The 13,051-nt window shown below is 32.0% G+C and carries 14 protein-coding genes; 4 read left to right on the top strand and 10 right to left on the bottom strand.

Features of this window, described 5'->3' with window-relative positions; genetic code table 11:
• Positions 1–56 precede the first annotated feature (56 nt).
• From LG651_RS02560 to LG651_RS02550, 3 genes are all read right to left on the bottom strand, one after another.
• Positions 57–401: a HopJ type III effector protein gene (locus LG651_RS02560; protein ID WP_226694590.1), complete on the bottom strand. Its 345-nt coding sequence runs from the start codon at positions 399–401 to the stop codon at positions 57–59.
• A gap of 18 nt (positions 402–419) precedes the next feature.
• Positions 420–1,091 carry a 16S rRNA (cytidine(1402)-2'-O)-methyltransferase gene (rsmI, locus tag LG651_RS02555; RefSeq protein WP_226694589.1) on the bottom strand — a complete coding sequence of 224 codons (672 nt, stop codon included), beginning with the start codon at positions 1,089–1,091 and terminating at the stop codon, positions 420–422.
• Between the two features lie 178 nt (positions 1,092–1,269).
• On the bottom strand, positions 1,270–1,983 hold the full coding sequence (locus LG651_RS02550; protein ID WP_226694588.1) for a hypothetical protein: 714 nt from the start codon (positions 1,981–1,983) through the stop codon (positions 1,270–1,272).
• A gap of 104 nt (positions 1,984–2,087) precedes the next feature.
• Here LG651_RS02550 and LG651_RS02545 point away from each other — a divergent pair, with 104 nt between their 5' ends.
• The 4 genes from LG651_RS02545 to LG651_RS02530 all read left to right on the top strand — a co-directional run bounded on the left by LG651_RS02545 (position 2,088) and on the right by LG651_RS02530 (position 5,412).
• Positions 2,088–2,747 carry a thymidine kinase gene (locus LG651_RS02545; protein ID WP_226694587.1) on the top strand — a complete coding sequence of 220 codons (660 nt, stop codon included), beginning with the start codon at positions 2,088–2,090 and terminating at the stop codon, positions 2,745–2,747.
• The gene (gene alr / locus LG651_RS02540) at positions 2,731–3,837 is read left to right on the top strand and encodes an alanine racemase (protein WP_226694586.1); all 1,107 of its coding nucleotides are present in this window, start codon (positions 2,731–2,733) and stop codon (positions 3,835–3,837) included. The genes LG651_RS02545 and alr overlap by 17 nt, the downstream gene beginning before the upstream one ends.
• A 67-nt stretch (positions 3,838–3,904) precedes the next feature.
• Positions 3,905–4,306 (top strand): large-conductance mechanosensitive channel protein MscL, encoded by a 402-nt coding sequence (mscL, locus tag LG651_RS02535; protein WP_226694585.1) that lies wholly within the window; start codon positions 3,905–3,907, stop codon positions 4,304–4,306.
• 116 nt (positions 4,307–4,422) lie between these two features.
• Positions 4,423–5,412 carry an aspartate-semialdehyde dehydrogenase gene (locus tag LG651_RS02530; protein WP_226694584.1) on the top strand — a complete coding sequence of 330 codons (990 nt, stop codon included), beginning with the start codon at positions 4,423–4,425 and terminating at the stop codon, positions 5,410–5,412.
• A gap of 81 nt (positions 5,413–5,493) precedes the next feature.
• On the opposite strand, the gene LG651_RS02525 is transcribed toward LG651_RS02530, so the two are convergent.
• The 7 genes from LG651_RS02525 to gmk form a co-directional block, all read right to left on the bottom strand.
• Entirely contained in the window at positions 5,494–5,733 is a 240-nt protein-coding gene (locus tag LG651_RS02525; protein ID WP_226694583.1) for a PID-CTERM protein-sorting domain-containing protein, read from the bottom strand.
• Positions 5,734–5,904: 171 nt separating this feature from the next.
• The gene (locus LG651_RS02520; RefSeq protein WP_226694582.1) at positions 5,905–6,315 is read right to left on the bottom strand and encodes a hypothetical protein; all 411 of its coding nucleotides are present in this window, start codon (positions 6,313–6,315) and stop codon (positions 5,905–5,907) included.
• Entirely contained in the window at positions 6,293–6,892 is a 600-nt protein-coding gene (locus LG651_RS02515; protein ID WP_226694581.1) for an archaeosortase/exosortase family protein, read from the bottom strand. Before LG651_RS02515 ends, LG651_RS02520 begins: the two co-directional genes overlap by 23 nt.
• Complete coding sequence (locus tag LG651_RS02510; protein ID WP_226694580.1) at positions 6,879–7,121, bottom strand: PID-CTERM protein-sorting domain-containing protein; 243 nt, start codon at positions 7,119–7,121, stop codon at positions 6,879–6,881. The genes LG651_RS02515 and LG651_RS02510 overlap by 14 nt, the downstream gene beginning before the upstream one ends.
• A gap of 216 nt (positions 7,122–7,337) precedes the next feature.
• Positions 7,338–11,753 (bottom strand): CheR family methyltransferase, encoded by a 4,416-nt coding sequence (locus LG651_RS02505; RefSeq protein WP_226694579.1) that lies wholly within the window; start codon positions 11,751–11,753, stop codon positions 7,338–7,340.
• A gap of 117 nt (positions 11,754–11,870) precedes the next feature.
• Entirely contained in the window at positions 11,871–12,449 is a 579-nt protein-coding gene (gene nadD, locus LG651_RS02500; protein ID WP_226694578.1) for a nicotinate (nicotinamide) nucleotide adenylyltransferase, read from the bottom strand.
• 3 nt (positions 12,450–12,452) lie between these two features.
• Positions 12,453–13,040, bottom strand: coding sequence for a guanylate kinase (gene gmk / locus LG651_RS02495; protein WP_226694577.1), 588 nt, complete (start codon positions 13,038–13,040; stop codon positions 12,453–12,455).
• Positions 13,041–13,051: the final 11 nt, after the last annotated feature.

The raw sequence follows: 13,051 nt of genomic DNA, 5'->3' as shown, positions 1-13,051 counted from the left end.
GGATGATTTTTTAGGAGAAGTAAAAATGATTTACAATTACAAGTTAAAAAAGCATTTTACTTTTCTACTAAAGCTTCTACTTTAAAAACTAAACCTTCAAATCCGGTTTTCATAAAATTTCTAATATTTTGGTGCCCAGTTCCTGTTGGGTCATTTAAAACCTCATCGAAATAATATTTACCAAAACAGGCTAAAGTTTCTGCTTTAGTTAACTCTTGTGCTTTTGCAAAAGCAAATAATTTACAAGACCCAGAGTTTTGCCCTTCTTCGTTTTGTAAATCTCCGTTTATAAAAGCTGTTGGTGTAAAATTATAGTTAGCCTCGATAGTTTCCATGGTTTCAGAAAAATCGATAGCTTCTGGATTGTTTTTTAGTTTCGTTTTAAAAGTCTCTATTTTCATTACAATTTAAATGTTTAATTATTTTTTTCCAGCTGCAATAATAACAATTTCTCCTTTAGGCGGCTTGTTAGTATAAAACTCTAAAACTTCTTTTGCTGTGCCACGTATGGTTTCTTCAAACATTTTTGTAAGCTCGCGAGATACAGAAACTTGCCTATCTTCGCCAAAATATTCGCAAAAATGCCCAAGCGTTTTTATTAATTTATGTGGGCTTTCGTAAAATATCATGGTTCGTGTTTCTTCGGCTAGTAAATTTAAACGCGTTTGCCTTCCTTTTTTTACTGGTAAAAAGCCTTCAAAAATAAATTTGTCGTTTGGTAAACCACTATTTACAAGAGCTGGCACAAATGCTGTTGCTCCGGGTAAGCACTCAATATCTATATTATTTTCTATACATGCTCTTGAAAGTAAAAAACCAGGATCGGAAATACACGGTGTTCCGGCATCGCTAATTAAAGCAATGGTTGTTCCTGTTTTTAGTTTTTGAATAATATTTTCAACCGTTTTATGCTCATTATGCATGTGATGTGATTGCATATGAGTTGAAATTTCGAAATGCTTTAGGAGTTTACCTGAAGTTCTGGTATCTTCGGCAAGTATTAAATCGGCTTCTTTTAAAACCTCTATGGCTCTAAAGGTAATATCTTTTAAATTACCTATGGGTGTAGGCACAATGTACAGTTTACTCATGTGTTAGTGATTGTAGTGGCATCCTTTTTTTATTAAATAAGCTTTAATTGTATTTAAAAAAAATAGAACATAGAATAATGCTTATAAGCGCAAATGTATTACAAATAATAAAAAAAGATATAACGGAAAGCACGACCGCGCTCGCGATAGCGTTTAAAGCGTGGTAACACCCAAAAAATTAATTAAACTTAGCTTCTATTATTTCTAAAAAACGATCTTCAAACTCTTCTTTTCCCTGCCAATTATTGTAATCTGGCTTTATCATTGTTGTAATAAACTGTTGGGCTTCTGTAAAGGTTTCGGTGGTGTTTAATTGAGAAATTACCCGATCGTAATCTTCACTTTTACCGTTAAATAGTTTGTTTATAAAGGCTATTTTATCGTTTAAACCTATGTTTAATTTATTAATGTTTAATTTATCGTTTAACGATTTTTTTTCAAATGAAACACTACTTGTTGCTTTTGCTACTGGTTCGAAAACTGGGGTTTCTTTAAAACCTGCTGTAATTTCGTCGAAGTCTGGTTTTGCAAGAGGTTCATCTATTTTATCTGGCATTAGCGTTGCCATATCTTTTATTTTGTGTATGGCGTGCTCCATAATATCATCTTTATTATCTTCTTCGTCTTCCAGTTTTATGTAAACCTTATCTTCAACCTCAATGCTATCGCTTATTTTGTTGTTAAAAGCGCTGTCTAACATTCCAAAAAACGATGAATTGCTGCCTATACTTGGCATGCCTGCTTCGGCATTTTCTTCGGCAAATTTTAAAACCGAAAGTTTTTCATATAACACCGCAACCTGTTCGTGCATTTTTTTCACATCTTCTCTTCCTTTAAGTTTTAATATTTTATGTGCAATGCTAATGAGTTCAGCTTCTAACTTCTTCTTCATTATTTTATTTTTTAATTGTTATTAACAGGTTTTTGTTTTTTAATAAATTTGCGCCACCTTTATACAAACGAAAAATCGATTTGTTTTAGTGTTAAATTTACAAAATGTTTCTTGAAAATACAGTAAATCATAAAGAACAATTTGGTTGGATTGAAGTTATTTGCGGTTCCATGTTTTCTGGTAAAACCGAAGAGCTTATTCGCCGATTAAAACGTGCACAATTTGCAAAACAAAAGGTTGAAATTTTTAAACCTGCTATTGATGTACGTTATGATGAAGAAATGGTGGTTTCTCATGATTCTAACGAAATTCGATCTACGCCTGTACCCGCCGCGGCCAATATTCCTATTCTGGCCGATGGCTGCGATGTTGTAGGTATTGATGAAGCCCAATTTTTCGACGACGAAATTGTGCGTATTTGCAACGATTTAGCTAACAAAGGCATTCGTGTTATTGTCGCTGGCTTAGACATGGATTTTAAAGGCAATCCGTTTGGGCCAATGCCTAATTTAATGGCCACTGCAGAGTATGTTACCAAAGTTCATGCGGTTTGCACTAGAACTGGTAATTTAGCTCAATACAGCTACCGAAAAGCCCAAAGCGATAATCTAGTGCTTTTGGGTGAAGTTGAAGAATACGAACCACTTAGTAGAGCTGCTTATTACAAAGCCATGTCGCGTGATAAAATTCGTAATATAAAGGTAAACAATCCAGAGGAAATACCGACTTCTAATTCTAAAGACACTAATGCCGACAGCAAATGAAACGGTGCTTGAAATTGACTTAAAAGCACTACAACATAATTTTAATTACCTAAAATCTAAACTACATAAAAACACTAAATTTTTAGCAGTTGTTAAAGCCTACGCCTATGGTAATAATGCTGAAGAACTTGCTAAATATCTTGAAAATTTAGGTGTAGATTATTTTGCAGTTGCTTATACTAACGAGGGTGTTGCACTCAGAAACGCTGGAATAAAAACACCTATTTTAGTGTTACACCCGCAAGCAGTAAACTTTAGTAAACTAATAGAATATAAACTAGAGCCTAATTTATACAGTCGTAAAATTTTAAACGAGTTTATTGAATTAGCACAAACTGAAAAATTAATTAATTACCCAGTACACCTTAAATTTAATACTGGATTAAATAGATTAGGATTTTCTGTAAATGATATATCTTATTTAGCTGAAACCTTAAAAAAAACGGATGCTATAAAAGTAAAATCGATGTTTTCACATTTGGCAGCCAGCGAAGATTTAAATGAAAAACCTTTTACACTAACCCAAATAAATAGTTTTAAAACTATTACAGATAAGCTGTCTAATTTAATTGGTTACAAACCAATTTTACACTTATGTAATACTTCTGGTATTTTAAACTATCCTGATGCACACTTTAATATGGTGCGCAGCGGCATTGGCCTTTATGGTTATGGTAACTCCGTAAAAGAAAATCAAAATTTAAAACCAATAGGCACTTTAAAAACTATTATTTCGCAAATTCACACTTTAAAAAAAGGAGACTCCGTTGGCTATAATCGTGGTTATATTAGTAATGGTGTGTTAAAAACAGCTACTTTACCAATTGGGCATGCCGACGGTATTGGTAGGCAATATGGTAACGAAAAAGGATACGTAATAATTAATAACCAAAAAGCACCAATAATAGGCAATGTTTGTATGGATATGATTATGGTAAATGTCACCGACATAGACTGTAATGAAGGCGATGAGGTTATAATTTTTGGCCCAAATAATACTGCTGAAAAATTTGCACAAACCGCTAATACTATATCTTACGAAATTTTAACATCCCTCTCGCAACGTATTAAACGGGTGTATTTATATTAAATTTTAACATTTTTTTAAATATTTTATTTAATTTAGTAGTTCACTAACTATTAATAAAAATTTTATCATGTTAAAAGAGTTTAAAGAATTTGCAATGAAGGGTAACCTTATAGACATTGCAGTTGGTTTTGTTATGGGTGCTGCTTTTAAAGAAGTAGTTACATCTTTTACAGGAGGAATTGTATCTCCTCTAATTGGTTTATTATTCAATACAGACTTTAAAGATTTAAGATTGAAATTACAAGACGGAGAATTAAACGAAGCTGGAGAAATGGTAGGCGAAGTTTATTTGGAGCACGGACAATTTATTACTAATGTTTTAGATTTTATTATTGTTGCATTTGTAATGTTCTTAGTTGTAAAAGGTGTTAACAAATTAAAGAAGAAAGAAGAGCCAGCTCCAGAAGCTCCTGCAGGACCTAGTCAAGAAGATTTACTAGCTGAAATTAGAGATTTGCTAAAAAAATAACATAAAGTTTAATAAATAACAACCTGTTATTTGTTGTTAAAAGACCTTATTTTTAATTAAATAAGGTCTTTTTTTATGTATTTTTGCCTCCACATTTTAAACTAAACATTAAAAAAATGAAAGTAGCTGTTGTTGGTGCCACTGGTATGGTAGGCGAAGTGATGCTAAAAGTTCTTGCAGAACGTAATTTTCCTGTTACAGAATTAATTCCTGTAGCTTCAGAACGTTCTGTTGGTAAAAAACTAAATTATAAAGGTGAAGATTATACCGTTGTTGGTTTAGAAACTGCTGTTTCTATGAAACCAGATATTGCGTTATTTTCAGCCGGTGGAGATACTTCTTTAGAGTGGGCTCCAAAATTTGCTGAAGCAGGTACAACTGTTGTAGATAACTCTTCGGCTTGGAGAATGGATCCTTCTAAAAAATTAGTAGTTCCAGAAATTAACGCCTCTGTTTTAACTAAAGAAGACAAAATTATTGCCAACCCAAACTGTTCTACAATTCAGTTAGTTATGGCTTTAAATCCGTTACATAAAAAATATAAGATGAAACGTGTTGTAGTTTCAACTTACCAATCGGTTTCTGGTACAGGTGTAAAAGCTGTACGCCAATTAGAAAACGAAATTGCTGGTGTAGAAGGCGAAATGGCATACCCTTATCCTATTGGTAGAAATGCTTTACCACATTGCGACGTATTTTTAGATAACGGATACACAAAAGAAGAAATGAAATTGGCGCGTGAGCCACAAAAAATAATGGACGATAAAACATTTTCTGTTTCTGCAACAGCTGTTAGAATTCCTACTGCTGGTGGACATAGCGAATCTGTTAATGTAGAATTTGAAAACGATTTCGATTTAGCCGAAGTTCGTCAATTATTAAGTGAAACTCCAGGAGTTGTTGTACAAGACAATACGGCTACAAACAGTTACCCAATGCCTATTTTTGCTCACGATAAAGATGAGGTTTTTGTTGGACGTATTCGTAGAGACGAAACGCAACCAAACTCTTTAAACATGTGGATTGTTGCTGATAATCTTCGTAAAGGCGCCGCAACCAATACTGTTCAAATTGCTGAGTATTTGGTTGAAAAAGAATTAATATAATTAAGGATATTAAGTTCCATTATAAACATAAAAAAAAGGCACTTTTAAAAGTGCCTTTTTTTATTTCATATACGATAAAAATTACTTGTTATCGCGTAATTTTTTCACACCAAATGCAGCTGCTCCTAATACTAAAATGCTTAAACCACCATCTAATGGCACAGAATCTTGCTTTTTAGGTTTCTTAGTTTTAGGTTTTTTAGGTTTGTGTTTAGATCCACCATGTCCATGACCACCGCCACCAAAAGCACTTACATTTACACTAAATAATAAAGCAGCAAATAAGGTAGCTGAGAATAAAATTGAACGATTTGTTTTCATAATGTTTAATTAATGTTACTGTTGTTAAAATTAATAGCAATGTAAATGTATATTTTATTAAGGTGTCTGTTATTTTTTTTCGATGAAGTTAAAATTTTAAGGCTTAAAACACCTTCGGGTTACATTTTACGGGATAAAACATGTTATTAATCCGATAAAAAGATTGGTGATTTAGACCTTATTTTCTTTATTTAAACTTCGGTTTAATAAGCCCATAGCAACGTATAAAACCGGAGAAATTAAAATTTCTTGCACATTATGAGCAAAGCTTTTTAAGGCGCGAGGTATTTCAATTATAAACCAGTCTATTAATCCTAAACTTGTAATAATAATTAAGCCAGAAACGTGCACTAAATGCCAAATAGTGCTCATCCAAGATTCTTTAATCTTTCCTAAATGATATGTGCCTATAAAGTATACAACTATAGTAATTCCGAAGCGTATTAAATGGAAGGTTAATTTTGGTAGTTTCATCCATTCTTGATTCTCAGTTATAAAGAACAAACCGTTCCATGAATAGACGATAACAATAAGTATTAAACCAGCAATAAAACGAACTTTATCCGATTTGTAAATTTTCATTTTTAAAACTAATTTTTCTAGAAAAGTACATCCAAATTAAAAATGTACAAGTATAAACAACGGCTTTGAATAAGTAGTGGTGGGCGAAATCAAAATACGCATGATAATATTCTCGAAGATAAATTAAGCCCATACATCGTAGTATATTAACAAAGTCAATAATTAGTATTCCTAGAACAATGTATAAAAGTTTTCTCTTTAAACTTGAAGGCATGCATATTATAAAACCAATAAATAATATCATTAGTTCTAGACCATTACAATTATCGGCAATATGCAATACCAAATATCCATTATGAAAAATTTGAGAAGAGATACCCCCTTCTACCAATTCGTCTCCAATATAAAACGTCCCTACATTACGCTCTACGGTAAAGCCGCTCATAGGACTAAAGTTGTTTAATAAATACGTTGAGGCTTCGCCAACATGTTTTGTTAGCGGATAGTCTAAGGTTTTAGTATGAGAAAAATAGAAACCGTAAAGGAGTTTCCAAACTACAAAAAACAATAAGGCTTTTCCTAAGAAAAGCCTTACAGGTTTGGGTATGCTTTTTAGTGAGTCTTTAATGTTTAGCATTTTTTTCGCCTCTTAATTTGTACGCGCCAAAAGCAGCAGCTCCTAATACTAATATTCCCATACCACCATCAATTGGTACAGAGGTATGCCCACTATTATTTTGAGATTGGTATTGGTACCATTTATCCATCCAATTACCGGAACTGCCGGCAAAAACATTGGTTGTTAAACTAAGTGCAAAAATAACACTTAAGGTTGCGATACTGTTAGGTAATTTTTTATTTTTCATGAGTTTGAGGGGATTAATTAATAGCGATGTAAAGTTATAAATATTTGTTAATTCTAAATTGTATTAAATAACATTTTTCGATAAAAACTACTAATCATTCTTTAAAATACAACGAGTATTCGTTTAAATACTTATTTTTTCTTTTAAAGAGATATGATAAAATTACTTAATAGCTATACGTATTTCTGAATTTTTAATAACGGTATGTGAAATATTTTACTGAATCCATTTGTTTAATTCTTCGAATAAATCTTCTTTTGAAACAGGTTTAGTTAAATAACCAACACAGCCTTTTTGGAAGCATTTTTCTTTTTCTTCTGGCATTGCGTAAGCGGTTTGCATTACAATTTTAGCATCTGGATTTATTGCTAAAATTTTATCCAAGGCGTCAAAACCATTCATTTCTGGCATTCTAATATCAAATAATAAAACATCAATTTTAGGTGTTGTTTTATAAATATCGATTGCAATTTTTCCATTTTTTGCGAATAGTAAATTCGCGCCTGTGTTTTTAAGTGTAATTTTAAAAAGTAGTTGTATTAGTGAATCGTCTTCTGCGATTAAAATAGTTTTTCCTTTTAAAAAATCGGTATCATAAAAACTAGAAATTTTCTTTTTATTGGTTTTTAAAGTACCGCGAGTTAAAGGAATTGTAAATTCGAATAAGGTGCCAACGTTGTATTCAGATTTTAAGGAAATTTCGCCATTTAATAGCAGCACTAAACCTTTACAAATAGCTAGTCCTAGTCCTGTACCACCATAATTGGTGTTTTGATCGTAGTTTACTTGTTTGAATCGCTCAAAAATTTCGTTTTGTTTGCTTTGTTCAATACCAATTCCTTGGTCTTGCACAAAGAATTTAATGTTGTTCTCTACAATATTAAAGCCGAATAAAATTTCTCCATCGTTTGAAAATTTTAAAGCGTTGTTTAATAAGTTTGATATGATTTGTTGTAATCGTTGCGGATCTGTTATTACCACCAAATCTTTGTATTCTTCTGGAACGTGTACTTTTAGGTTAATATTTGCTTTTTTATATCGACTAACTTTTAATTGATTGTAAGTAATTTCTAAGTTATTAATAAGGTTTGGAAGGTGAACAGGCTTAAATAGAATTTTTAAATCGTCGGATTCTATTTTTGCAATATCAATAATATCATCAATTAAGTTTAAAAGTTGTTTTGAATTTCCATCGATTATTTTAAGATATTTAAGCCGGTCTTCTGTAGTTAATTGGTCGTTCTTTAAAAGCTCAGAAAACCCTAAAACACCGTTCATAGGAGTTCGTATTTCGTGGCTCATATTAGCCAAGAAATAGTTTTTATGCGAATTGGCAAGTTCTGCTTCTTTTTTTGCTTTTATTAGTTCCTGTTGAACTATTTTTGATTCTGTAATATTCTGTGCTACCCCGCGTAAGCCAATAATATTTCCTTTTTCGTCTTGGTCGGTTTCCCCTCGAGACCAAATCCATCTGTTTTTACCAGTTTCGGTTTTTAAATTTAATTCAATCTCGTAAGGATTACCAGTTTTAACTGTATTATCAACGGCAGTGTTAAGTTGTTCCCAGCTTTCTGGAGTTAAAATAGCTTCCGTTTCTTCAAAGGTTGGAGGTGGTAATTTAGGATTCCAATCGAATATTTTAAATAATTCTATGGTCCATTGTACATCTCCCGTTTCTAGGTTTAAATACCAACTACCAATTTCAGCTAACTCTTGTACTCGAGTTAGTTCAGATTTACTTTTTTTAAGAGCTTCTTTTTGGTTATTAAGTTCGGTAATGTCTGTAAATGTTGCTGCAAATTCGTTTTTTCCGGGTGAAAAAATATGCACATAATAATGTTGATTGTTTGCGGTGAAGTTTTTTATAAATTGTTCTTTAGCTGATAGTGCAGCTTCCTTAAAACTATCTGTCCATAAGGAGGTGACGGGTTTGGTATATGGTTCTAAATCGGTAAAATTTAAACCTATTACGTCTTTTGCTTTTAATCCTAAAATGGTTTCAAAAGCAGGGTTTATATCGATTATTTCAAGTTCGTTAGGATTATCTTTAGTTAATTTGCCGTGTAAAAAGCCTTCGTTTAAATTTTCGAACAGTCTATGATATCTTTGTTCGGTACTAGCAAGTTCTTTTTCTGCTTCTTTTAAATTGTTTATATTATCTAGAGTAATTACAACACCATTAATTTTTTTTGAGGCGGTGATAAATGGACTAATACGTTGTAAGTAGTAATTATCAAACTTATCTACAACTTGCTTTTCTACAGTAACTAATTTTTTAAGAACAAGTTTGGCATCAACAAGTATATTTTCACGTGTTTCTTCACTAAAGTTTGATGTGAAGCTCGATAAAGGTCGACCGTAATCGGTTTCTCTTAGGTTAAATACTTGTTTTATTGCTGGTGTAAATTTTCGTATTCGTAAATCGGTATCTAAAAACAACGTGGCTATATCGGTATTATCTAAAAGATTGGTAACGTCGTTGCTTAAATTGGTTAATTCTGAGTTTTTTTCTTGAAGTTCAGAGTTTACGGTGTATAATTCTTCGTTTACAGATTGTAATTCTTCATTAGTACTTTGAAGTTCTTCGTTGGAGGCCATCAGTTCTTCGTTTGAAGACTGTAGTTCTTCATTGCTAGTTTCAAGTTCTTCAATAGCATTTTGAAGCTCTGTTTTTACAAATTTCAGTTCGTTTTCTAAATCTTCTAAACGTTGTGTTGATGCCTCATTTAAATCAATATTTTTTAATGTTAGTGGCTTATCAATAGCGCGGTCGTTACTAAATTCAATTAAATAACAATTATGAAGTTCGTTAGTGGGTTTATGAAACGTTAAATCGAATGTTATAAAACTGTTTCCTTTTTTATTTACAATATCTTTAATTAAAATATCTTTTTTATCCTTATTTAGTCGTCTAATACCGTTTCTAATAATAGATGCAATTTCTGGGTTAACAACGTTTAATAAGTTATTTTGAAAAACACCCTCGGTATGGGATAGTCTTTTACCGGCATCGCCTTTAATAAATAAAATATTATAATCGGCATCAATAAATATGGATGCTGGGCTATTTTTAGTTCCTAAATATTTATGAAAAATATACTCAGGGTTGTCTTTTTCATAATTATAACTTCTATTAGAAGGTTTTAAGAGTGTTGAATTATGGGCTAAGGAAGGGAATCTTTCAACTGGATTGTTTTGGGTTGATATGTGTCTTGTATTTGATATATTTTGAAAAATTTTCCACTTTACGTCAATAGCTTCAAAATGCTTTGATACTTCGCCCAACGACTCACTACTGCCTAAAAATAAATACCCTAATTTATTTAAAGCAAAGTGAAAGTGGTTCATTACTTTGTTTTGTACTTTATTATCTAAATAAATAAGTAGGTTTCTGCAAGAAATTAAATCCATTCTTATAAATGGAGGATCCTTAATAAGATTGTGATTAGAGAATACAATTTTTTCACGAATACGTTTAATAATTTGTACTTTGTTTCCTGTTTTTAAAAAATATCGATCTAAATAAACGTTATCTATTTCATTTACAATATTAACATTATAGGTTCCCGCACTTGCAATAGCTAAGGCTTTAGGGTCTATATCTGTCGCGAAAATTTTATAATCTATGCTTAGTTTGGTTTGGCGTATGTAGTCGTCAATTAAAATAGCTATAGAATAAACTTCTTCACCAGTTGAGCAACCAGCAATCCAGATTCTAACAACCTCTGAGTTATTTTTTGCGTTACAAATTTTGGGGATTACTTTTTCTTTTAGAGTGGTAAAAGCAACAGGGTCTCTAAAAAAACGAGTTACGCCAATTAAAAATTCTTCTTTTAGTATTTGTTTTTCGGTTTCGTTGTTGTTTAAAAAAACAAGGTAATCGTAGATTTCATTTAAATTGTTAATATTCATACGCTTTTCTAAGCGTCTTAAAAGTGTGTTTTTTTTATATTCTTTGAAATTTACACCGGAAAATTCATAAATGGTTTCAAGAATATTGTCAATTAAGGTTTCGGTGGTAGATTTGGGGTTAAAGCGTTCTTTAAGCAATGGGGCGGCAATTGGGGTTTTAGTAAATAACTCAGCTATTTCTTTAGGATTTAAAATGTAATCGATCAAATTAGTTGCAATGGCAGAATTAGGCATGCCATTAAATTGTGCCGTAATAGGGTCTTGAGCGATTATGGTGCCGTTGTTTTCTTTAATAGTTCGAATACCTCGTGAACCATCTGAACCTGTTCCAGATAAAATAACACCAGTGGAGTGTTCTTTAAATTCTTCTCCCAACGTATGGAAAAAAATATCTATTGGTAAATTTAAGTTGTTTTTAGGGCCTTTATTAAGCAAATAGAGTTCGGACCCTTTTATATGTAAGTTTTTATTACGCTGATTTAAATAGATGCAATTTGGTTTTATTGTTTGCTTATCTTCTGCAGTAAAAATGGGCATTTTAGTATACTTTGCAAGCAATTCGGGCATTAAGCTTTTAAAGTCTGGCGAAAGATGTTGGATAATTATAAATGCCTTACCAGTGTTGTTTGGTATGTTTTTAAACAAGCTTTGTAAAGCATCTAAGCCTCCGGCAGAAGCACCAATGCCAACAACTTGTAAACTAGAATTTTTTTTGGTCATAATTAGGGAGAACTAGCAAACTAAATTAACATATTATAACCAATTAATTCTTCTTTTTTTTTAGAAAGACTCGGAGGTTTTAAAAGATTAACACTTTTTTAAAGTTTACTAGTAGATTTATCGATAAAAATTCATGTCGTCTAAATACTTCCAAACATTTGTTGGTAATAATGGTTTAATGTTTTTGCTGTTTTTTATGGCATTTCGAATGTCGGTAGAGGAGATTTGCATAATTGGAGCTTTAACCGAGTGAATTTTTTCGTGATTAAGCAAATGCTTAGGGGTGATGTTATCTGAAATTCTTGGATATACGTATATGTGATGATTTTCTAAAATAACATTATAGTTTTTCCATTTATGAAAACTCTTTAGGTTGTCTTCGCCCATTATTAATGCAAATTCATGTTTAGGATGCTTTTCTTGTAGGTAGGCAAGTGTATTTACGGTGTAATTTGGCTGAGGTAAGTTAAACTCTATGTCGCTGGGCTCTAGTTTATCGTACTCTTCTGTGGCTAGGTGCACCATTTCTAGTCGTTGGTAATTATCTAGTAAACTACTTTTCTTTTTAAAAGGGTTGTGGGGTGTAACTACAAACCAAATTTTATCTAAGTCGCTGTTTTCTGCTAAATGGTTGGCAATTATTAAGTGTCCAATATGTATGGGGTTAAATGAGCCAAAGTATAAACCAATTTTCATTAATTACGAGTTTATAAAGTTGCTTACTAAGGTTTCGGCTTCGTTTAGGGCTTTCTCTAAATTATCGTTAACAATTATGGTGTCGAATAAAGGTGCGGTTGCTAATTCTGCCGAAGCTTTTGCCACACGCATGTTAATTTTGTCTTCGCTTTCGGTTTTTCGTTTTTTTAGTCTAATTTTTAATTCGTCAATACTTGGTGGTTTTACAAAAATAGCCAAAGTCGCTTCTGGAAATTTTCGTTTTATTCGCAGGCCACCAGAAACATCAATATCAAAAATAACGTTTTTACCTTGTGCCCAAATACGTTCTACTTCAGTTTTTAAAGTGCCATAAAAGTTGTCGCGATATACTTCTTCCCATTCTAAAAAAGCTTCATCTTTAATTTTGCTTTTAAAATCTTTAGCCGATAAAAAGTAGTAGTCTTTACCATCTATTTCGGTGCCACGTTTTTCTCTCGAGGTTGCAGAAATTGAAAACTCTAAATTTAAAGTATCTTGTTTAAGCAGATGTCTTACAATGGTTGTTTTACCCGAGCCAGATGGTGCAGAAAATACAATAAGTTTGCCTTGTGTTTTTGTTTGTTGTGTCACGTAAATAGTTT

Origin of the sequence: Neotamlana sargassicola (assembly GCF_020523965.1) — a bacterium.
Taxonomy (GTDB): Bacteria; Bacteroidota; Bacteroidia; order Flavobacteriales; family Flavobacteriaceae; genus Neotamlana; species Neotamlana sargassicola.
This window is presented reverse-complemented; position numbering and strand designations above follow the sequence as displayed.

Coding starts and splice junctions, on each gene's coding strand:
- LG651_RS02560 (WP_226694590.1), bottom strand. CDS start 401: ATGAAAATAGAGACTTTTAAAACGAAACTAAAAAACAATCCAGAAGCT.
- rsmI (WP_226694589.1), bottom strand. CDS start 1,091: ATGAGTAAACTGTACATTGTGCCTACACCCATAGGTAATTTAAAAGAT.
- LG651_RS02550 (WP_226694588.1), bottom strand. CDS start 1,983: ATGAAGAAGAAGTTAGAAGCTGAACTCATTAGCATTGCACATAAAATA.
- LG651_RS02545 (WP_226694587.1), top strand. CDS start 2,088: ATGTTTCTTGAAAATACAGTAAATCATAAAGAACAATTTGGTTGGATT.
- alr (WP_226694586.1), top strand. CDS start 2,731: ATGCCGACAGCAAATGAAACGGTGCTTGAAATTGACTTAAAAGCACTA.
- mscL (WP_226694585.1), top strand. CDS start 3,905: ATGTTAAAAGAGTTTAAAGAATTTGCAATGAAGGGTAACCTTATAGAC.
- LG651_RS02530 (WP_226694584.1), top strand. CDS start 4,423: ATGAAAGTAGCTGTTGTTGGTGCCACTGGTATGGTAGGCGAAGTGATG.
- LG651_RS02525 (WP_226694583.1), bottom strand. CDS start 5,733: ATGAAAACAAATCGTTCAATTTTATTCTCAGCTACCTTATTTGCTGCT.
- LG651_RS02520 (WP_226694582.1), bottom strand. CDS start 6,315: ATGAAAATTTACAAATCGGATAAAGTTCGTTTTATTGCTGGTTTAATA.
- LG651_RS02515 (WP_226694581.1), bottom strand. CDS start 6,892: ATGCTAAACATTAAAGACTCACTAAAAAGCATACCCAAACCTGTAAGG.
- LG651_RS02510 (WP_226694580.1), bottom strand. CDS start 7,121: ATGAAAAATAAAAAATTACCTAACAGTATCGCAACCTTAAGTGTTATT.
- LG651_RS02505 (WP_226694579.1), bottom strand. CDS start 11,753: ATGACCAAAAAAAATTCTAGTTTACAAGTTGTTGGCATTGGTGCTTCT.
- nadD (WP_226694578.1), bottom strand. CDS start 12,449: ATGAAAATTGGTTTATACTTTGGCTCATTTAACCCCATACATATTGGA.